25 protein-coding genes are annotated in these 19,380 nt (G+C 70.0%); 1 reads left to right on the forward strand and 24 read right to left on the reverse strand.

The genetic code is table 11. The features are described 5' to 3' along the window. Nucleotide 1: 1 nt before the first annotated feature. The 9 genes from ACBJ32_RS56240 to ACBJ32_RS56280 all read right to left on the reverse strand — a co-directional run bounded on the left by ACBJ32_RS56240 (nucleotide 2) and on the right by ACBJ32_RS56280 (nucleotide 8,639). Nucleotides 2-718 carry a hypothetical protein gene (locus tag ACBJ32_RS56240; RefSeq protein ID WP_375133828.1) on the reverse strand — a complete coding sequence of 239 codons (717 nt, stop codon included), beginning with the start codon at nucleotides 716-718 and terminating at the stop codon, nucleotides 2-4. Further along, on the reverse strand, nucleotides 718-1,182 hold the full coding sequence (locus ACBJ32_RS56245) for a hypothetical protein (RefSeq protein ID WP_375133829.1): 465 nt from the start codon (nucleotides 1,180-1,182) through the stop codon (nucleotides 718-720). Before ACBJ32_RS56245 ends, ACBJ32_RS56240 begins: the two co-directional genes overlap by 1 nt. Nucleotides 1,183-1,194: 12 nt before the next feature. Continuing rightward, on the reverse strand, nucleotides 1,195-1,704 hold the full coding sequence (locus ACBJ32_RS56250) for a hypothetical protein (RefSeq protein ID WP_375133830.1): 510 nt from the start codon (nucleotides 1,702-1,704) through the stop codon (nucleotides 1,195-1,197). Nucleotides 1,705-1,725: 21 nt separating this feature from the next. Beyond that, nucleotides 1,726-3,123: a phage major capsid protein gene (locus ACBJ32_RS56255; protein ID WP_375133831.1), complete on the reverse strand. Its 1,398-nt coding sequence runs from the start codon at nucleotides 3,121-3,123 to the stop codon at nucleotides 1,726-1,728. Next, complete coding sequence (locus ACBJ32_RS56260) at nucleotides 3,120-4,199, reverse strand: head maturation protease, ClpP-related (protein ID WP_375133832.1); 1,080 nt, start codon at nucleotides 4,197-4,199, stop codon at nucleotides 3,120-3,122. The genes ACBJ32_RS56255 and ACBJ32_RS56260 overlap by 4 nt, the downstream gene beginning before the upstream one ends. Further along, on the reverse strand, nucleotides 4,200-6,245 hold the full coding sequence (locus ACBJ32_RS56265; RefSeq protein WP_375133833.1) for a phage portal protein: 2,046 nt from the start codon (nucleotides 6,243-6,245) through the stop codon (nucleotides 4,200-4,202). Continuing rightward, nucleotides 6,242-6,523 (reverse strand): hypothetical protein, encoded by a 282-nt coding sequence (locus ACBJ32_RS56270; RefSeq protein ID WP_375133834.1) that lies wholly within the window; start codon nucleotides 6,521-6,523, stop codon nucleotides 6,242-6,244. Before ACBJ32_RS56270 ends, ACBJ32_RS56265 begins: the two co-directional genes overlap by 4 nt. Nucleotides 6,524-6,589: 66 nt before the next feature. Next, a complete protein-coding gene (locus ACBJ32_RS56275; protein WP_375133835.1) occupies nucleotides 6,590-8,089 on the reverse strand; it encodes a hypothetical protein in 1,500 nt (499 codons plus the stop codon). Further along, nucleotides 8,073-8,639 carry a hypothetical protein gene (locus tag ACBJ32_RS56280; protein WP_375133836.1) on the reverse strand — a complete coding sequence of 189 codons (567 nt, stop codon included), beginning with the start codon at nucleotides 8,637-8,639 and terminating at the stop codon, nucleotides 8,073-8,075. Before ACBJ32_RS56280 ends, ACBJ32_RS56275 begins: the two co-directional genes overlap by 17 nt. 108 nt (nucleotides 8,640-8,747) lie before the next feature. Between ACBJ32_RS56280 and ACBJ32_RS56285 the strand changes: the two genes are divergently transcribed. Further along, the gene (locus tag ACBJ32_RS56285) at nucleotides 8,748-9,755 is read left to right on the forward strand and encodes a hypothetical protein (RefSeq protein WP_375133837.1); all 1,008 of its coding nucleotides are present in this window, start codon (nucleotides 8,748-8,750) and stop codon (nucleotides 9,753-9,755) included. Nucleotides 9,756-9,833: 78 nt separating this feature from the next. Here the strand turns inward: ACBJ32_RS56285 and ACBJ32_RS56290 are convergent, their stop codons facing one another. The 15 genes from ACBJ32_RS56290 to ACBJ32_RS56360 all read right to left on the reverse strand — a co-directional run bounded on the left by ACBJ32_RS56290 (nucleotide 9,834) and on the right by ACBJ32_RS56360 (nucleotide 19,246). Then, nucleotides 9,834-10,058, reverse strand: coding sequence for a helix-turn-helix transcriptional regulator (locus ACBJ32_RS56290; protein ID WP_375133838.1), 225 nt, complete (start codon nucleotides 10,056-10,058; stop codon nucleotides 9,834-9,836). A gap of 141 nt (nucleotides 10,059-10,199) precedes the next feature. After that, a complete protein-coding gene (locus ACBJ32_RS56295; RefSeq protein WP_375133839.1) occupies nucleotides 10,200-10,397 on the reverse strand; it encodes a hypothetical protein in 198 nt (65 codons plus the stop codon). A 35-nt stretch (nucleotides 10,398-10,432) separates the two neighbouring features. Beyond that, nucleotides 10,433-11,566 (reverse strand): DUF932 domain-containing protein, encoded by a 1,134-nt coding sequence (locus tag ACBJ32_RS56300; RefSeq protein WP_375133840.1) that lies wholly within the window; start codon nucleotides 11,564-11,566, stop codon nucleotides 10,433-10,435. A gap of 187 nt (nucleotides 11,567-11,753) precedes the next feature. Continuing rightward, a complete protein-coding gene (locus tag ACBJ32_RS56305; protein WP_375133841.1) occupies nucleotides 11,754-11,897 on the reverse strand; it encodes a hypothetical protein in 144 nt (47 codons plus the stop codon). 407 nt (nucleotides 11,898-12,304) lie between these two features. After that, nucleotides 12,305-12,721, reverse strand: a complete 417-nt coding sequence (locus tag ACBJ32_RS56310) for a DUF6221 family protein (RefSeq protein WP_375133842.1) — start codon at nucleotides 12,719-12,721, stop codon at nucleotides 12,305-12,307. Beyond that, nucleotides 12,714-12,965: a hypothetical protein gene (locus ACBJ32_RS56315; protein ID WP_375133843.1), complete on the reverse strand. Its 252-nt coding sequence runs from the start codon at nucleotides 12,963-12,965 to the stop codon at nucleotides 12,714-12,716. Before ACBJ32_RS56315 ends, ACBJ32_RS56310 begins: the two co-directional genes overlap by 8 nt. A gap of 345 nt (nucleotides 12,966-13,310) precedes the next feature. Next, entirely contained in the window at nucleotides 13,311-13,775 is a 465-nt protein-coding gene (locus ACBJ32_RS56320; RefSeq protein WP_375133844.1) for a hypothetical protein, read from the reverse strand. Further along, nucleotides 13,772-14,218, reverse strand: a complete 447-nt coding sequence (locus ACBJ32_RS56325) for a hypothetical protein (protein ID WP_375133845.1) — start codon at nucleotides 14,216-14,218, stop codon at nucleotides 13,772-13,774. Before ACBJ32_RS56325 ends, ACBJ32_RS56320 begins: the two co-directional genes overlap by 4 nt. Nucleotides 14,219-14,505: 287 nt before the next feature. After that, nucleotides 14,506-15,612 (reverse strand): hypothetical protein, encoded by a 1,107-nt coding sequence (locus ACBJ32_RS56330; protein WP_375133846.1) that lies wholly within the window; start codon nucleotides 15,610-15,612, stop codon nucleotides 14,506-14,508. A gap of 455 nt (nucleotides 15,613-16,067) precedes the next feature. Then, a complete protein-coding gene (locus ACBJ32_RS56335) occupies nucleotides 16,068-16,742 on the reverse strand; it encodes a hypothetical protein (protein ID WP_375133847.1) in 675 nt (224 codons plus the stop codon). 42 nt (nucleotides 16,743-16,784) lie between these two features. Next, nucleotides 16,785-17,183, reverse strand: a complete 399-nt coding sequence (locus ACBJ32_RS56340) for a hypothetical protein (RefSeq protein WP_375133848.1) — start codon at nucleotides 17,181-17,183, stop codon at nucleotides 16,785-16,787. After that, complete coding sequence (locus ACBJ32_RS56345) at nucleotides 17,180-17,536, reverse strand: hypothetical protein (RefSeq protein ID WP_375133849.1); 357 nt, start codon at nucleotides 17,534-17,536, stop codon at nucleotides 17,180-17,182. The genes ACBJ32_RS56340 and ACBJ32_RS56345 overlap by 4 nt, the downstream gene beginning before the upstream one ends. Further along, nucleotides 17,533-17,847: a hypothetical protein gene (locus ACBJ32_RS56350; protein ID WP_375133850.1), complete on the reverse strand. Its 315-nt coding sequence runs from the start codon at nucleotides 17,845-17,847 to the stop codon at nucleotides 17,533-17,535. Before ACBJ32_RS56350 ends, ACBJ32_RS56345 begins: the two co-directional genes overlap by 4 nt. Then, nucleotides 17,847-18,041, reverse strand: a complete 195-nt coding sequence (locus tag ACBJ32_RS56355; protein WP_375133851.1) for a hypothetical protein — start codon at nucleotides 18,039-18,041, stop codon at nucleotides 17,847-17,849. The genes ACBJ32_RS56350 and ACBJ32_RS56355 overlap by 1 nt, the downstream gene beginning before the upstream one ends. Continuing rightward, nucleotides 18,038-19,246 (reverse strand): helix-turn-helix domain-containing protein, encoded by a 1,209-nt coding sequence (locus tag ACBJ32_RS56360; protein WP_375133852.1) that lies wholly within the window; start codon nucleotides 19,244-19,246, stop codon nucleotides 18,038-18,040. Before ACBJ32_RS56360 ends, ACBJ32_RS56355 begins: the two co-directional genes overlap by 4 nt. Nucleotides 19,247-19,380 lie beyond the last annotated feature (134 nt).

Below are 19,380 nucleotides of genomic sequence, written 5' to 3' on the forward strand. Positions count from 1 at the left end.
CTCAGTCGTCCTTGCCCTCATCAGGCGTCTCGGGGCCACTGCCATCCGTCGAATCGGCAGTGGAGCTCTCCGTTGGGGCCGCTTTCGAGCGGCTCGCCGTCGTGCGGGCACGCTTGCGGGGGGCGGGACCGCTCGTCGGCTCGCTCGCCGGCGGCGTCTCGGAGGATGTCGAGGAGCTGTTCCAAGGAGATGACTCGTCCCCCTCCTGCTCGGCCGGCGGTAGGGTCTCGCCGGACTCGTCGCCGGTGATCTCGGGCGATTCGGTGCCGTCGGCCGGCATCTCGATCCCCTCACTCGGGCCGCCGAGCTGGTGCTCGCGCTCGGGCGGCTCGGTGGCCGGGTCGTTGGCCGGCGGCCGGCCGGCGTTCTCCTCTTCGCGGTCGGCCGCCGCGTTGGTGGGCCCGCCATGGCGGGTGATCTTCGGCACGTCAGTCCCTTCGTCGATCCATGACCGGATGGCGGGCATGGCCGCGCCGCAGCAGGCGCACAGCAGCAGATGCGGCATCTCGACCACGCCAAGGGCGGCCGCACGCAGGTGCACGCGCCGTACGGTGCCCTCCGCCCGGCACCCTGGGGTGGGGCAGGTGACGTCGAGGAAGGGCAGCCGCGACCCCTGCGTGCTGCCTTCCTCGACGCGCTCACGCCCGCCGCAGTGCGGGCAGGTCTCCAGGTCCTGCGCGTACCGCGTCGAGCAGCCGGAGCACACCAGCATGGCCATCAGGCCGCCGCCACGGTCGCGCCGTTGTCCAGCGCGACGTACGTCAGCGACCACTCGACCTGGCCGGTGTTGCTCGCGGCGGTGTTGAGGCCGATGGCGCCCGGCGCGACCACGATCGGGTTACGCAGGTTGGACACGCCGCCCCCGGTCGACTTCACCAGGGCGTCGCCGGCCAGACCGGTCGCGCCGAGTAGCCCGCCCGCGGCCAGGCCGTTGACGTCGACCGTGGCCGACAGGTCGTTGACCGTGCCGCTCCCGCTCGGCGTGGCCACGAGCTTGACCGCGTTGGCCTGCGCCTGAATCGACGTGGTGACGCGGCCGGTGATGCTCGTGACGAGCACCCGGCCGCCGGTCACGTTGAACAGCGCCCCGGTCGCGGTCTGCGGCAGGTTCGCCGCGGCGCGGTCGACCTTCGTGCCGAGCAGCAGCGTGCGGAGCTGGTCGCCTTGGATCATCGTCGTCATGTCGGCAGCTCCTTACTGCGGCGCGGCGAGCTTCTCAGGCGCTCGCTGCACCTTCAGCCCGGACAGGATGGGGATCACGGCGACGTAGCGGGTGCCGTTGGTGCCGAGGTCGGGCACGTTGAGGGAGACCCACTCGAACCCGTCGCTGAGCTGCTCGGCGCGGACCTCGACCACCAGGAGCAGTTCCTCGCTGGCGGCGCCCACGTTCGTGATCTCGGAGGCTGCGGCCTGCGTACCCTTGGTCCATTGCTCGTCGCCGTCGAGGCTGGCCTCGGACCGGTAGTAGTACGTGGTGATGATGTCGAGGTCCTGGGAGGTGCCGCCGGTGGCGGCGTTGTGCTCCTGCAGGTCGATGTCGGTGATGTCGGTGCTGCCGCCCGTGGTGACCACCACGAACGAGCAGACGGCGGCGTCCTTCATCCGTGTCCGCAGGCCGGTGATGGCGCCGGCCACGGCGTCGGTGGGGACGGTGACGGCGCCGATGTTGAAGTTCTTGCCGAGCGCGTATGCCTCTACGGCCATGATCAGTAGGTCCTTCCTGGCTCAGCGGGCCGCGAGCTCGACGAACGGGCTGAGGCTGTTGCCGCCGTTGCGGGGGGTGATCGCCGACTGGATCCACGGCCTGCCGTCGACCCGCTGGATGATCCGGTACGCCGTCTGGTCGTGCCCGAACCGGTAGTCCGTGCTCGACGCGGCGGTCATCGACTGCCTGTCGCCGATCAGGTAGTAGCCCAGGTCGCAGAACGCAATGTCGCCGCGGTCGCCCAGGCGTCCGGCCTTCTCGCTGACGATGATCGGCCGGCCGAACAGCGTCATCGGACCGGGCCCGGCCGCGTTGACCACGAACACGCTGTTGCCGCCCGTGCCCACCGAGAGCGCCATGGTGAACAGCTCAGGGATCACATCTGGGCTGATGATCCACGCCGCCCGGCCGATCGAGCTGGGCAGCATGCGGGCGTACATCTTGACGACGTTCTCGTACACGATGGAGTCCGCGGGCTGGCCGCCCTCTGCGGCGACCGCGATGCCAGCGGAGTTGCCCGCGCCGAGGAACCCGAGCGGCTCGCCGACGCCCGGGCCTGTCATGAACGCGGCGTCCTCTTCGAACGCCAGGACCATCGGCCACAGCCGCTCGATCAGCGCGGAGAACGAGATGATGCTGTCCTGCAGCAGCTCGTTCGGCACCACGCTGAGCCCGGTCAGCTTCTTGGCGTCCAGGACGACGCGGCCGAACTTCGGGTCGCTCTCGGTGAGCGCCGCAGACTCCTCGCCCCAGTACGCGATCATGCCGCCGAACAGCGATGATGCGTTGCTGGTGACGTCGATCGTCGGGAACGGGACCCTCGCCGAGTCCATCGGCACCACCGTGGCGCGGGAGCGGACGACCGCCATCTCCAGCGCGATCTCCAGCAGCTGCGAGCGGAGGTTCTCCGGGACGAGGAAACCGCCGTCCGCCGGCGACACCGAGCTGGCGGCGTTGCGGATCGCGGCCTTCTTCGACGCCGAGCCCTCCCCAGGGCTCAGGTGCCAGATCGCCTCCAGGTACTCCACGCTCGTGTTGAACATGTGGTCCAGCACGGCACCGGGGGCGTGGGGGTTGTGCGCGGCGCCCTGGCCGTAGCTGGTGAGCATGCTCGCGCGCTTGCCGCCGCGGGCCGCCTGCGGGTCGAGGTTGAGCCGCTTGATCCGGTCCGCGTTGTCCGGGTCGACATCCTTGTCCTGCAGGTAGCCGGCGAGCTGGCGCTGCGTCTCGGCAGCGACCGCGCGGTGCAGGTCGGTGCCTTCGCCCTGGAGCTTCTGTCCGTACGCCTGGATGAACTTGGTCAGCGTGCCGACGTCGGCGAGCACCGGGCGGTACTTGCCCGGGTCGCCCATGAACTCGGCCAGCTCCTCCGAGGAGGCCGGGATGGGGATGTCCTTAGGCAGGACGGGGGTGGTCACATTGCCTCCCTCAGATGGGCTAGCAGGTCCTCCGCGGAGGGGTCCGCGGGGGTCAGTAGGTGGGCGACGAGGTCCGCCCACGGGTCCACGACCGGCCCGGCGACCGGCTCGGCGGCCGGGCTGGTGCCGGGCGTTTCCGGTAGCGCGGGCTCAGCACGTGCAGACGCCGGCTGCGGGACGGGCTCCGCATGAGGGGTATGCGGCGTCGCGTCGGGGGAACGCGACGGAGTCGCAGCCGGCGCCTGGTCCTGGGGTGCTGCCGTCGTGGACAGCGGGTACGGCAGGCGGCCGTCGTGCGCACCTGCCCGCCCCGTGTCGGCCAGCGTGCCGGTCTGGGGCGCGGCGTCAGCGGGTGCAGGGATGGGCGCGGGCGCGGCGGCACGCCCGGCGTACCGGAAGACGGACAGGTCCCAGCAGGCGGCCATGAGCTTGACAGCGTCGTCCGGGCCTTCGGGCTCCTCCGGGTCGTCGGTCTTCGGCGGGACCATCAGCTCGTCGGCCAGGCCCGCCTCGACTGCCTCGGCCGCGGTGTACCAGGTCTCCGCGAGCATCCGGCCGCGCCACTCGGCGCGGGATCCGCCGGCCTTGGCGGCGTAGGCATCGGCCAGGTTGTCCGAGATCTTGTCCAGGACGTCGGCGGTCTTGCGCAGCTCGGCCGAGTCGCCCCAGGTGTACGTGGACGCGTCGTGGATCATCATCATGCTGTTCGGCGCCATCACCAGCGTGTCGCCGGCGAGCGCGATGATCGACGCGATCGACGCGGCCAGGCCCTCGACGCGGACCGTCACGCTCGCGGGGTGCGCGCGCAGAGCGTTGGCGATCGCCACCCCGTGCCAGACGGAGCCACCGGGCGAGTTGAGGCGCAGGGTGAGCCGTGTCGCGCTCACCTGGTTGAGTTCCTCGACGAACTCGTCGGCCCAGACGCCGAACCAGCCGCCGATCTCGCTGAAGATGAGCAGTTCGGCGTCGTCCTCGCTGGCGTTGCGGAACTCGTACCAGCGGGGTGTGTCCTGCTTCTGTGCGGCCGGTGGTGTCCGTAGGTTGCGGTACTCGGCGGGGAGGTGGATCCACGTCATTTACTGCTCCTCCCAGATGGGCACGATCGTGCCCCGGCAGCGGGTTCGTCCGAGGCAGTCCCGGTACGCCCCGACCGGGTAGGCGGCCCGCGCGCTCGCGTAGTCGGTGAACCGCTTGTCGTCCACCTCGCGGCAGTTCGCGCAGCTGTTGGCGTCGTTGCGCTCGCTGGCGATCCACACCTCGGGATCGGGGGCGTCCTCCAGCGTGGCCATGCGGCCTTCCTGCTGGGCGTGGTGCAGGGCGCCGCCGAGCTCGTCGCGCAACGTGCGGTCGGACAGACCGCGCAGGTGCTCGTCCACCTGGTGGGCCACCTCGTTGGGCTGGGCGTCCGGCCCCCACACGCGCAGCGCCTCCCGCGCGGCCGCCGCGGCGAGTCCAGCGGCGAGCAGCGCCACAACCACGACGGCCGTGGCACCCAGACCGCTCTCGTCGGGATCGGCGGGCTCGACGGTGACGCCTTGGGCTGCGGCCTCGTCGGCGAGCTGCTGTGCAGCTGCGCGGGCCAGAGCGATCAGCGCGTCGGCCAGTTCGGTCTTCGCCTGGTCGGTGTCGGGGGCCAGGCTGGCGAGCTGGGCGACGTCGTCGTCTTCGACGGCCTGGCGGACCTGGTCGACGAGGTCGCGCCGCCAGGCCGCGTTGATCGTGTCCCAGGCGGCGAGGAGCGCATCCAACGCATTTTCGAACAGTGTTCGAATGGCTTCCATGGCCTGCTCGACGAGACGCTCCACCTCGTCCTCGTCCTGGGCCACCGGCGCCGCCGGAAGCTCACCGCGCAGTCCGGCCAGCAGCTGCTCGCCGGACTTCTGGTTCGACAGCGCCGGCGGCTTCGCTCCCGCCGGCGGGCCGACGTAGGTCATGCGGGGCAGGCCAACCGCGTCGGCGACGTCGTCCGGCGCCCACCCTGCGATGACGAGCCGTTGGGCGGCCTCGGCCTTGCTCAGCCGCTCCCGGTCGCGGGCCTCGGCGTCGGCGGGGACGGGGTCGCAGTAGTCGAACTCCAGGTTCCTGGCCGCGTCCCCGAAGAGGGGGAGGAAGAAGCTGTTCAGGGCGCCCTTGGCCCGCTCCAGGCGGGGCACGGTGAGCATCTCGGCGAACCAGGCTTTGCTCGCCTCGGCCGTAGCGCGGTTGACGTCGTCGATGATCCCCAGCGCGAACTTGGGGATCGTGTACGCCTCACGGATGATCTCCCGGGACAGTCCACGCATCTCCGTGAACTGCATGTCCTTCATCGTGAACTTGCGTTCCACCCACTTGGCGCCGTTCTCCAGCAGGGCCACACGGTGCGCGGCGGCGACGCCGCGGTGCTGCTCCTCCCACCGGTCGCGGAACTGCTCGAACTCGCCGTCCGACCACTCACCGGGCACCTCGATGATGCCGCCGGGCAGCGCGGAGTTGATGAAGAACGACCGGTTCCACTGCGCCGAGTACTTCGCCGCGTCGATGTCGGACAGCACCGACTGGATAGGCCCCATCCCCCTGTACGGGTCCAACGGGTTGGGCATCATCAGCCGGATGACCTCGTCTAGGCGCAGCGGGACCTGCTCGCCGTCCGGGCCGATGTAGACGTAGCCGGCGAGGAAGTTCTCCCGCGACGGGACGGGCTCGATCCGGTCCGGCCTGACCGGCCAGAGTTCGAGAGGGATCTGCCGCATGCGCGGGTTGCGGGCGACGACCCACACGGCCTCGCCGACCAGGTCGAGGTGCTGCTGGAACGACTCCCTGAACAACTGCCCTGTGTAGAAGGGGTTCGGGCGGTTCCAGATGTCCAGTGCGAGGTGGCGGGTGACGGGCTTGCGGTCCTCGTCCAGGCCGGACTCGGCCTTCTCCCACAGTCCCCACTCGACCTGGGAGAACGCGTTGCTGGTGCGGTGGACGATGCCGAACACCGTGCCGATCGAGCCCATGGTGCGCATCTGGGCTTCGGCGTCGGTGCGGCTCCCGAACAGGCGTCCGCCCCAGGTGCGGGCCCTGCCCTCGTACGGCACGGGCGCCTTGTTCGCCGGCGCGATGATGCGGCCGGTCAGGGTACGCAGCGGGGATCTCACCGGCGGTCACCGCCGCTCAGGGCCTCCAGGATGAGGAGGCTGACGCCTGCGGTGGCCAGGCCGGCCACGGTGTGCAGGTGCCATGCTGCGGCGGTGATGAGGCCGAACCCGGAGACGCTGAGGACGGCGGTGCGGATGGTGGACCAGCGGGGCAGGATGCGCGCGAGGCGACGGGCGGCGCGGACAGTGAGGGGCGTGCGGGGCGGGCGCGCGGCGGCGGCCTGGCGCTCGTTTCGGAACGCCGTGCGGAACGTGGTGACGCGGGCCGGGGTCGCCATACTTCGGATGGTAGCGCGGGCAGGAATATTTTCGGCAGACATGCCGATCGAGCGAAAGATTTCCTGTCAGGTAAAGCGGACGCGCCCCTTCGGCCCGCCGGCGTAGAACGCGAGGAGGAGGGCGTCCGCGTTGTCCGGGCTCCGGCCGAGCCTTTTGATCACTTCCTCCTTCTTCTCCACCCGGATCCGCCCCGTCGGGTCCGTGTCCCACTGCGGTTCCAGCAGCTGGGCCACGGTGGTGTCGGCGTTGGCCATCGAGGAGAGGTCCCAGCCGCGCCGCTCGGACAGCATGCGGCCGACCTCCCACCAGATTTCGGCCCTGAGGTTGGCGAACCGGTCCGGCCTGCTCGCCTTCTCCCCGACGTTGACGCCGATGATCTGCACGCCGCGCAGGGTCTTGTCGTTCCTGAGCTCGCCGATCACGCCGAACCCGACGCCGATCGAGTCGATCTTGACGCGGGTAGCGCCGCTCTCCTTGATCGCCAGCTTGATCAGCGGGGCGATCTCCTCCGGCCGATCGGTGTGCTTGCGCCACTCCCTGCCGGCCACCATGCCGCGCCGCTCCCGGACCACTGTCTCGTCGCTGCCGCCGCCGACGTCCACGCCCAGCTCCACCGGCTGCAGCTGCTCGGCCGGGTGCGGTTCGTCGCGGCCGATGCGGCACGCGGCCACGTCGCTGCTGCGGACGACCTGCCACTCACTGTCCTCGCTGAACTCCCCCTCGACCTTGGCCTTGTACAGGGGGTTGTCCTCGCCCCACTCCCGCCGCTTCTCCTCGACCCACTCCCGCCCCACCAGCGCCTTGGCCACCTCGCGCGGGATCGGCTCGCCGGTGAGGTTCGGCGAGTCGTACGCGGAGATCTTGATGACGTGCCACCCGGACCCCGGCCGGCACACCCGCCGGAACTCCGACGCCGGGTTGTCCGGGTTGCCGATCGCCAGCATCCGGCAGTCCTCGTTCGTCGTCAGTGCGTCGGCCGCCACCCACAGCTGCGCCGGCACCCCGCACGCCTCGTCCAGGATCACCAGCACGTAGCGGGCGTGAATCCCCTGGAATGCGGACTCGTCGTGATCGGACGGCTTGCGGCCGAACGCCACGATCTCGTCGTCCAGCCACCACTCGGTCTGGTTGACCCGGCCCGGCAGGCCGGCCGACTTGTGGATACGCCGGATGTAGCGCCACAGGATCGCCCGCACCTGCGCGTACGTCGGCGCCGTGGTGACGACGAACGCCTGCCCGGGCGGGTGCGTGTCCAGCCACCACGAAGCCGCCAGCGACGCCGTGTGGGACTTCCCGACGCCGTGGCCGGACTGCACTGCGGTGCGCCGGTTGTCCCGGACGGACTCCAGGACCTCGCGCTGCTTGGACCAGACGATCTGCTTGAGCCGCCGCCGCACCCACCCGACCGGGTCACGGGCGTACTTCCGGGCCCGCTCGGCGAGCCGCTTGCGGTCCACCGCGGACTTGAGCTGACGCTGCACGGCGCGCAGCCGGCGGGTGTCGCCGGCGCGCACCAGCTCGTCGACGCTGGCGGCGATGCGCGCCAGGTCAGGCGGGCTCGTCACCGCGGCCGTCCGGGCCGGGCCCGTCGTCCTGGCCCTCCTCGTCGTGCAGGTCCTCATCCTCGTCGCCGGTGACGAGCGCGGTGATCAGGTCCCGGATCTCCTCCCCCAGGTTCTGCGCATCGATGCTGACGCGCTGCGGGGAGTCGAGGCCGAGCAGCCGGGCCCGGCGCTCCTGGATCTTCAGAAGGCGGTCGATGGCCTGCAGCACCGGCCCGTCATCCTCCAGCGGAGCACCGCGCCGAGTGAGCCGGACGACGTTGCCCTGAGCGATGACGTAGTGGGTGCCGTTCATGACCTCACGCGCCTTCTGCGCCAGCTCGTCGAGGCGCTCCAGCTCCAGCCGGCGCACATCGTCGGCCGGCTCCTGCAGCGTGTCACGCAGGCCTCGCTGGACGGCGTCGTACGCGGTGTGGACGTCCACGCCGAGCTCGGCCGCGATCTCCCTGTAGGTCAGGTTCTGGGCGCGCAGGCGGCACGCCTCGGCATCCCGCTTGGCCGTCTCAGGGTCGCGGTCGAAGCGGCCGTTGCCGTCTCGTGTTGGGCTGGTCATGGGGTTGGGCCGGTGCCTGCGCTCATGTCTCTAATGTGCCCCCGATCAAGAGGTTCGGGGCCACACCGCGGAAGCAGTGATGCGTTTCGTGGGCTTACGCTCCTCATCGTGACCTCAACCGACCACATTCGCGCTCTCATCGCCAAGGCCCTGGACGAGTTCGAGGAGCGTCCCCTGGGAGCGACCATCAGGCGAGTCGTCCGCATCGCCAGCCTGATGGGCGACGTGCAGACGGCGATCCGTTTCTCCCACGAGCTCAGGAACATCGGAGCCGACAGGGCGAGCAACAAGCGGGACGTACAGCGCCTCATGACGGATCCCAGCACCTGGGCTGATCCCTCCGGGCCCGCCAGCATGGCGCTGGATGGGTTCATGGCCGATCGACGTCGAGCTCCCGGCACCGAGGATGACAAGATCTACGCCCACTCAGTCGAACATATGGACTATCTCGACCGGGTCTTCGAGAACATCGGCGACGCCAACATGGGGAACCGTGAGTGGTCGGAGCAGTTCCACATGCAGAGCAGGCTCAACGAGATCCGCGGCACAATCCGGTATCGCGCCTTCATGGCCCTGTGCGGCTGGGAGCGTCAGCTGAGCTACCAGGGCGTCCACGAGCGGATCTTCTCGGTGCAGCGAGCCAGAGTTGATCAACTGCTGGCCGAGAGCGCTCCTCACCTCGTCGATATGTTCAACGCGGCGTTCAGGCGGCTCGCGGAGGCGGCAGATGGACAGGCCGGCGTCGTGGTCACCGAGGAGCTCTCTCAGGCCGTCACCTCCTGCCGAAGGATCTTCAAGGCCGTCGCTGACCACGTCTATCCACCCGAGGCCGGCGCGCTGAACGAGCAGGGAGCGAAGCTGGACGATCCCGCGTATCGCAACCGGCTGAGGGAGTTCATCAAGCAGGCTGTTGAGAGCGACAGCTTCGCTGCAACCATCGGCGCCATGATCGCAGGAGTCTACGACCGGTTCGCAGCGCTCGACAGGCTCTCCAGCAGGGGTGTCCACGCCGAACTGGCGCTGGAGGAAGCGGAATGGTGCGCCCTCAACGCCTACTTGGTCTGCGGCGAGATCCTCCGAATCCATGAGAAGAGCACACCGGAAGTCTCCTCGTGATCAGAGTCATCGTGATGCAGGAGTAGCCGCAGGGCTTGCTGTCGCGGTCGTCGATCTGGTTGCTGAGGTGCTGCCAGCTCAGGGCTCGGATGCGTCCTTGCGTGGTCGGCCGCCGCCGGCGCCTTGGCCGGGACGTTTCCAGCTGGTGATGGTGGCGGGCCGCCAGACGGGCGTGCGTCCGATCATGTGGTCTTCGGGTGGCAGGTCTCCGCGGGTTCGGTAGGTGTGCACGCTGCGGAGCTTGATGCCGAGGTGCTCGGCGATATCTGCCATGGTCCAGTAGTCGGTGTCAACGTCAGCCATACAAGGATTATGGCTGCGGCCAGCGTCTCTCGTACCAGTGGTCCTGTTCACGGCGTAGCCTCCAGACATGCCTGAGGGCCGGAAGCGAGTCGGTGGGACGATGTCCCGGTCGCGTCTCCGGCCCTCAGGGGCTTGGTGGGCTCAGGTCGAGCGGCGGTAGTGCTGGTCGTCGGGCTCGTCGTTCTCGGCGTGGTGCTCGATCCAGGCGGCGGCGAGGTCGGGCCGTCCCATCTCTGCGATGAGGTCGGCCAGGGCTTCGACTTCGGAGCAGGCCAGCCTGGGGCCGATGTCGCTGGCCAGGTAGCCGTTCCACGCGTCGAGGAAGGTGGCCACGGTCACGTCTGAGAGGATCATTAGGTTCCCCCGGTGGTGGTTCAGCGGCGGACCATCAGCATGAGCCGCTTGTGGGCCTTGGCCTTGAGCTCGTCGTCCGAACCCTCTAGCAGGGCGGTGGCGCGGGCGATCTCCTCGGTCATGGAGCGGCCGGGGCGGCGCGGCGCGACGTGGTCGAGGTAGTCGGTGATGACCCGCTCCGCGGCGTAAGCCGTCTTGCCGAGCCGCTCGGACTCGTCGCGGAACATCGCGTCGAGGCGCTGGCGGCGCCGCTCGGCGGTGTTGCGGGTGCGGACCGGGGCGTCCTCGTCGACCGGCTTCCACAGGTCGTCGACCAGCAGGCGGAAGGCGCGGATGGTGATGTCGGTCTGGGCGAGGGCGGTCTCCTCGGCTGCCCACTCCTCGTAGTAGGCGACGGTCAGGCCGAGGGTGCGGCGGGCCTCGTGGATGCGGTCGAGGGCGCTGGCGGTGTGGCGGACCTTCCAGGAGCTGGAGGCGTCGCGCATGGCGAACCGCTCGGTGTTGGCACACACCACCCTCCAGGGCGTGACCAGGGCCTGGGCCGGGGACTGGCCGTCGTGGCTGTTGAGCATGACGACGAACGGGATGATCTCGTCGTTGATGCCCTGCGGGTCGATCGTGACGGACTCGGGCAGGCGCATCGTGACGAACACCTTCTTGCCGTCGCGCAGGGCTCCGGCGGACTCCCAGATGACGTCGTGCTCCTCGACGAGGTCCTGGAGGAAGGTGAACAAATCCTTATTCTGGATGGGGGTGTACTTGCTGCCGACGACGCCGAGCGGGGCGCCGGTGTCGGTGCGGACGGTGACGAAGTGGTCGGGCGCGGTGCGCAGCTGCGGGGTGACCTCGGTGTCGTTCATGAAGCTGTAGCGGACGGCCCGCTTCTCGACCTCGAAGCCGATCTTGCCGAGGCGGAGCACGTCATCAACGCTGCTGGTGCCGCCGGGGATGACCTCGCCGAGACCGTGCCATGCGGGGGTGGAGGTGTAGAGGGCGGCCTGCCCGGTGGTGGTGTCGAGCGCGTCGCGCCCGATGACCTCGCCAGCGTCGTAACCCGTGCCGGTCCAGCTGCCGTTGTCGCGGCGGACGCTGCCGAAGCGGGCCACCATGTCGCGACGGGACTCGTTGAACTGCTGGTTGACGTCGGTGGTCATGTTCCCCCCTAGAAACTTCGTTGTGCTGACTACAACTAAGTATGGGATCGCGCACCATGCTTGTCAACGTCAATACAACAAAGTTTTCGGGAGTAGGTGTGACCAGCGCAAAGACCCCGGCACCGAGGTCCGGTGCCGGGGTCGCGGAGATGCAGGGGCGGGGTCCCGGTGTCCCGGGATCCGGGCCTTAGCCGCTGCCGCGGATGGCGTCGACTTGGGCCATGAAGTCGCGGCCCGCCTCCTCCCCCATGAAGGAGGCGAAGTCCTCGAGGTCGGCCCGTGAGAGGTTCGGGTCGCCGGCGAGCACCGCCAGCACGTAGCCGGGGGTCACTTTCCGCCCCCCGCGATCGAACGGGAGCAGTCAGTCCAGGTCGATCCCTCGCGGCACACCGGGGCGGGCGCCGCAAGCAGCCCCGCAGCCTTCAGGGCCACCGCCGCGGCCACCACGAGCAAGGCCGCCACGATCACAGCCCTGACCACTGTCCGAGTCCTACCATCCATCATGATCCCCCAGGAAACTTTGTTCCACTGACAGCTACTAAGTATGTGGCCGCAGGACGCACCCGTCAACGTCAATACAACAAAGTTTGTGAGGAGGTGCCACGAACACGAAGACCCCTGCGCCAGACGATGCCCGGCGCCGGGGGTCTTCTCGGTTGGTCGAGGGGGCAGCCACATCTCCGCTGTGGCGCCGGCCAGTACAGTCACCATCCGCGGAGCTGGTCTACCTGCTGACGCTCAGGGCCGCCACTCCCGGCGGAACTCCTTATGGTCGGCGTACGCCAGGGCCAGCAGGCGCACGGTGTCGCAGGGGAAGTCCCCCCATGAGCAGCATCCGCAGGAGTAAGCGCCCACGTGGCAGGTGACGCACTGTCCGTACTCGCCCGGCATGTGTCGGTCGAGAAGTTGCCGCTTCGCCTCAACCTCGCGCAGCACACGGGCCGGATCATGACGGGCAATATGCTCCGCAGCTTCTACCGTGTGAGCGTCGATGTCCTTGAAGGTTCCCATCACCCACCGCTTCTCGCCGCCCGGGTCTGCCCCCGGCAACCAGTGCGCTGGAGGGTGACAGAGCGGCTCCCCTACCGGGACGGTCAGTGCGGTTTTCTCGTCCTCGTCGACCCGCGCGCGAAGGAACGCGATCACATCATCCATGGCGATGCTCTCCTCCAGACATCGGGACCGCGTCCCAGCACGCCCGGCACGGGCCGCCGGCGGCGTCCTCAGTGGTCCGACCGCACCCCTGGGGGCACAGATCGATCTCGTCCAGGACGTCGGCCGGAACCTCGCCGCGGGCGATGGCGAGGGCCTGCTCCTTCAGCTCTGCCATCTCCCCGGGCGTCTCTGCTTCCCAGGTGATGGAGACCTCGTCCCCGTCGAGAGTGCAGGTCACCTTCACGGCGTGCCCTCTCCTGCTCGTGCGTGTTCTGCCCTGGCCGCGTCGCACGCCGCGTCGGCGGCGCGAGCGGCGGCGAGGCGGTACTGGACACGGGCTCTGTTGGCCTTGTCGTACCGTGGCGCGTGGGAGACGTCGCCGGCGTTGGATCTCGGCCGTTTCTTCCATGAGCACGGAGTGCCGGCCTCGGCGCCGCAGCGGAGGCAGGGGAAGTCGGTGTCCTCTGGCTCCCGGTGGCTTGCCAGATATGCGGCCTTGGCCCTCTCCCAGACCGCGCCCTCGTCGTAGATCGGCCTGCCTGTCACGTCAGAACCCGCCTGCTCGGCGGGTGCGGTGGCCGCCCCCTGGTCATCCGATCTCATTGGCACCGCCGAGCTCGTCGACGACCCACGGCATCGCCAGGCCGTCGCGCACGTCGTCGGCCGGCGAGCGGCCGTCGTCCGGGTAGCGGGGTTGCGGCGTGCCGTTGCCGGTGTGCTCGTTCCAGTGGGCGCCACACCAGCGGCATTTGCTCCGATCGTGTTCAGCTCGCACCGGGGTTCCGTCCTCACACGCCATCCGTAGTGCGATGTCCTCGCCGAGCTTCAGGCGCAGCCTGGCGAACACCTCAGCCACGTAGGCCACTTCTGTCGCCCGGTCGGCGGGGATGGCCTGCCCCATGGCGTGCTGATCGGTGTGCGGGTCGACGACCACCAGGTGAACCGTCCGGCCCTCGTTCATGGAGTCTGCGCCGCTCAGGCGCAGCGGCGAGAGCCACGTCCAATTGACCACGGATGGCCAGGTGCGGCGTACGTGCTCGGGTGCCTCGTTCACGATCGGTGTCCCCCTTGGTGGCCTGGCTGGAAATGGGAGTGCTTCGGATCGCATCCGGCGACCCAGCGGGTGAACGCGACGGCCTCGTCCGTATGGCGATCCAGGGAGTCGCCGTCGAGGACGTGCAGGGTGTGCACGTCCCGGCGGAGCCTCCGGTCGAACCGGAGCTCCTGCGCGGCCTCGTAGACGCCGTAGCCGCTGATCTCGGCGATGGACATGCGTCCGGCCCGGCCGAAGACCAGGGCGGGCTCGATGTAGTCGAAGAACACCCACAGCTGGTCTATCGCGGGGCCGGACATGCCCACCGCGTAGCCGCGGCGCACGATGTGGCCGTCTGTCCGCTTGGCGGGCGACAGCGTCTTGACCTCGTGGATGTGGTCGTAGTTCTCCTGGCTGCCGCTGTATGCCCAGCCTGAGCATTCAGGACACGTGGGGACGCTCATGGTTCTCCCTGCTGTTGGGGCCGATCGGAGGGAGGAGGGAGTCCCATCCTGCCGACGGCGCGCGCCGATCGCCCGGGTTTTCCGTGGTTGGCGCGCCGCTCCTCGATGCCGCTGCGATGGCGTCGCTCACGTATTCGCCGCGGCCGGCTGCGGGCCTGCCACCGGTGTGGGAGCGGCACACGCGCTCCCACGTCATGGTGCTCGGGTACCAGCGCCACCCGACGCTGGGGGTACATCCCCAGGCGCACGGCTGCCCAGGGGCGGGGGCGGGCGGGCGCGGCTTGCTGCTAGGCGTGGGTCTGGGCATGGGGTGCCTCCTGGTCGGGGTGGTGGCGGAGAACGCGCACGCGTTCGGGGTGGACGATGGGTGCCTCGTCAGGGCCGCGCCAGTGTGGAGCGATCCATTTCGGGCGGTGGACGCCGCGGCCTGGGTACCACTGGTTGCGCCAGAACCCGCGGACGGGGAACCGGACGGAGAGCTTCCGCCCGCTCTCTTCGACGTCATCCGTCCCGGCGTGCTGCTCATCCGCCGGGCCTGCGTCCTCGTCCGGCTCGTAGCGCCGCGGCCGGGCATCGACGATTCGGATGTCGCCTGTCGGGAGGCCCGCGCGCTCCAGCTGGCGGCGCAGGCTGCGCCGGATCGGCTCGGCCCGCTCGTAGACGAGGGGCTGCTGCATCAGCAGCAGTGTGGCGAGCACGTGCTTGGCCCAGTAGCTGGTGTAGCCGGGCTGGTCGGTCTCGGCCAGGCGCTCCTGCAGGCGGGCCTTGCCCGCTTCGTCGCCGGCGAACTGGATGCCGTATTCGTTGTCCGGGACCAGGCGGGCGTGACCTCTGCGGAGGCCCTCGCGCGTCCGGCTGTCGATGGTCTTGGCGAGGATCTCGGCGCGGTTGCGGTAGAACGACATCCACACGCCGCCGTGCTTCCAATCGCCGGCCATGTCGAAGGGCCCCCAGGTGCAGGCGGTGACGCCGATCTCCTCGCGCCCATCGCTGGGGTCGTAGGCTATGCGGCCGTCAATCATGACCGCCGTCAGCTCGGATCGCTCGTACTCCACCAGCGGCGTCTCGTAAACGATCATCCCCGAGGGGGTGGGGAAGTCGTCGGCGTCGGGCGGGAACGCGGGCATGTCGGCGGCCGCGGTCCGCACGATTTCGGTCATCTCCGCGGTGACGAAGTACAGCGTGGCATTGGCCAGCGTCCGCGCTTCCTGCTCGCACAGCATCTCGGCGAAGGCCCGCATCATGCCGGGGTGCCCGTCCAGCTCCGGATGGCCCATCATCGTCCCGGCCGTGGTGGACATGCGGGCATGGAAGCGCAGCCCGCGCCCGTCGCGGATCCACTCCGCCAGCTCCCGGCGTAGCGCAGGCACGTCGCCGGGCTCGAAGGCGTTCATGCGCCCTTGCAGACGATCGCAGTGGCGTCGTCCTGCGCGGCGCCGGCGTTGCCGCTCTTGGTGCTGCCCTGGCGGGTGGCGATGCTCAAGCTGATCATGGTTCATGCCTCTCGGGAAGCGGGATGGTGAGCTGGCCGGGGATGTCTCGCCACCAGCGGACGGGGATCGTGAGGGGGACGACCAGGCGACGGCGGGCCCGGTTGTAGGCGCGCCGGCACTTGTCGCCACGGCGTCGGCCGTCGGGTCCAACACGCAGGGCTTCGGCGGCGCGGACCCGCCGGCCGCAGTCGTCGCAGCGTGGCACCCACCCATGCCGTCCCTTGCGGCCCTGCAGGCGGCGGCGTGGCGTCCAGAGCGTCAGCTGCCTGCTCATCCCTGGCCCTGGACGGTCAGGCAGAGGACCGCGAAGTAGCCAACGAAGATGAGGACCACCACGAGGGCCAGGAGACGCCCCCTCACCGGGGCACCCTCTCGCCGTTCACCGCCAGGTCGAGCTCGGCGAGCATCCGGCCGACGAGGTCGGCCCGCTCACCGGCGCGATCGGCGCTCCACCCATCGGCGATCTTGCGGATACAGGAGGCCTCCTCCTTCCTGGCCGCCCAGGTCTCGCGGAGGGCGGCGAGCCGCGACGCGGGCACGCCGTAGCGGGCGTTGTCGTGCTCGATGGCCAGCTGCACCACGGTGCCGAGGTCGGCGACGGCCAGGCCCTCGGGGATGAGGTTGGCCACGCATTCGCCGTCCTGGCTGCCGGGGCAGCGTCCGCCCCGGTAGGGGCAGCTCATGACCAGGAACGAGTGTTCGTCGAGGTCGGCGTGCAACGTGTAGGCGCCGACGTCGCCCAGCTGCCGGTACAGCTCGGACCAGTGCCGGGTGCGCTCGATGGAGGGTTCGGGCTCGTCGTGAAACTGCGCTATCCGGACGAGGTCGGCGAGCTCGATCGTTGCGGTGCGCTGTGTCCTGTCGATGAGGTTGGTGACGCACGCGGCACGGGTGATGTGACCGGTGCTGATCCCGTGGGGGCATGCCAGGGCCAGGAACGGGGTCTCGTTGACGAGCCGCTCGCCAGGGGTCAGGCGGTAGGCCGCCAGAGCCCTGGGCAGTTGCGGTGATACGAAGTTGATGTCGGTCATGGGGTCTTCCGTGGTTGAGCACCGGGGCGTCCCGGCGCGGCTTCAGGTGAGGGCATTGCGGAGTCGGCGCAGGAGCCGCGCCATCGCTCCGCCGGGGATGGCCGCGGTCACCTCCTCCGGGACGGGGGCTGGGTCGGCCGGGGCTGGCCGCATGGCTGGCGGCTGGGGAACCTGGACGAGATCCGCAGGCGGGGGCGCCTCACCGGCCGCGGTCTCTGTGGAGGGCTGGTTCGCTGGGGAAGGGATGGCCTTTGGGCCGGTCCGGGCCTGTGCCCGGAGGAGGCTCACCCTGGCGGTGCACTCGGCGCACTCGGGTGTGGTCAGGTAGGGCGGGAGGGCCTGCCAGTCGTCGGTGATCGGCAGCCCGCACACGGTCTCGTCGTCGGCCGATCCGTGAGCCACGACGTACCGTTCGCCAGGTGCGTAGATCAGCCCGTTCATCGGCGCCGCTTCCTTCGGCCTGCGCGGCTCCGCTGGCGCGGCTCCAGGCGGATCACGTTCGACGGCATGCTCTTCGGGGTCATGCCGGGCAGTTGCTCCTGCACGGCGGGGCGGCCGGTGCAGGTGGCCACGTGCGGGCGGTACCGGTGCTCCCACGCCGCCGGGGGGCGGGCGCCGGCACCGTCCAAGCTGCGCGACGACCAGGAGCGGGGCGCGGCCCGGTAGCACGCCTGGTTGCCGTCCTCGGTCGGGTGCGGGTCGACGGCGAGCCGCTTGCCGGCGGCGGTGGTGGTCCACAGCACCGGGCGGCCGCAGTCGTTGCAGGGGCGCAGTTCGCTCGGGGCGGGGATCACCGCGGTCCTCCCGCGGCCGGCCGGGTGGGGAGTTGGAGGGCGCCTGCGACGTCCTGGCCGACGTTGCGCCGCTCGGCGCGCAGGCGGTCGGTCGCTGCGGCGTGTGCGGTGAGCGCGGTGACCCATTCGCGCAGGGCGAGCGCCCATGCGGTGTGCGCGGCGCAGGTCTCGACGCCGGCCGGGCTGTAGCGGCGTCGGGCCTGGTACGCCTGGGCGGCAGCGTCAAGGCGGGTGCGGATGTCGCCGAGTTCGGCGGCCCGCTGGTCGACGTCGGCCTTCAGGTCGCGGTAGTGCTGGGCGAGGTCGGTCACTAGTCCTCCCGGTGGCGCCGCCGCTGGCGGCACCCGGCGCACGACTCGTGGCTCAGGTAGTTGGGCTGTTGGCACGGGCAACGCCACATCAGGCCAGCGCGCACTGCGGCCCGCATGATCGCCCGAGCTTCGGCGCCCTCGGCCGAGCCGAGCAGCGAGACGATTACGGATTCGGCGTGTGTGGTGTCGGTCATGCGGCGCTCCTTTCGGCCGCTGCCAGGCAGGCGGCTCGTTCCTCGGGGTCAGCGCCGAGGCTGGCCAGGGTGCGCTCGATCGCCGCGGCGTCGAGCTCGGCGTCGGTATCGCTGGTCCAGGCGCAGGTGCAGATGGCCGGGTCGTTGGCGCAGGTGCGGCAGGTGTGGCCGAGGGCGACGTCGCGTCGCAGGCGGGCGAGGGCGTAGCGCAGCTCGGGCACGTGCTGTTGGTCGGCGAACCTGGCCTCGCCGATGACCATCGCGGCGTAGCTCGTGATGGCGTCGGGGCCGTAGCCGGCGTCGAGTGCTCGCTTCAGCAGGGCGGTGAGGGCCCAGCCGTAGCGGGTGCCGAGCAGCGGCCGGTAGCGCGGGATGCGGGCCAGGATCCCGGCGGGGGTGTGTGCTCTTAAGCGAGATGATCTTCTGGGTTGCGCCGGAGGCGCCGGGGTGGCGCGCTCGGTACGGGCGTCAGGGTCGCCTACGGCGAGAACCCGGGATTTTTGAACTCCTCTCGTACCCCTTGATGTACTCACTACGTACTCCACCCCAACCGTTGGGGTCCAACGCTCCAGTGGTTGGGGTTCAACGCTCCAGCGGTTGGGGTTCAACGTTCCAGCGGTTGGGGTCGAACTTTGTTCGGTAGGAGGGTTATCCACAGGCTCGTCGCCCTCGTTGAACCCCAATGGTTGGGGTTCAACGTCCAGCTGCTCCCCCTCCGGCAGCGCTCCCGAAGCCGCCGGCACACCCCCGTGCAGCGCGCACGGCCCTGTCCCGGGTGTGTCCGTGCCACGGCCCGCCCGCCGCGTGCACACGCCGCCCTTCTTGGTCGGCCGGCCGCACATCGACACAGGCGCGCGGTCGCCCGGATGCCGGTCATCGCCCGGCCACGCGAGCCGGTACACGTTCGGGTGCCGGCGGCGGCGCACCACGACCAGCCAGCCCTCGGACTCCAGGTCCTCCACGGCCGCGGCCGCGGTCGTCTCCGACAGACCGCAGTCGTCCGCGAGGGACGCGAAGCTCGGGTTGCAGTGCTTACGCTCGCGGCCGATCGTGTGCACGTACAGCCGCTGCGCGACGTTCACCCGGGAGGCGTCCCATCCTCGCCGGGAGTAGAGCAGCAGGATCCACTGCAAGCCGCGGTCGATGCCCAGCTGCGCACGGCTCAGGTAGTCGGCAGCCCATGCGGGCGCCGGGCCATCGTCCACCGGGACCCCTTCGCCCGGTTGTTCCTCACTCACATACGCCTCACTTCAGGGTGGTCTCGGTCACTCCGTCCGGGGGCGGGATCTGTCTTCGCCTGTGCAGCTCGGCCCGCCAGCACACGGCCGTGCCGCACCGG

The organism is Nonomuraea sp. GTA35 (assembly GCF_041950525.1).
Lineage (GTDB): Bacteria > Actinomycetota > Actinomycetes > Streptosporangiales > Streptosporangiaceae > Nonomuraea.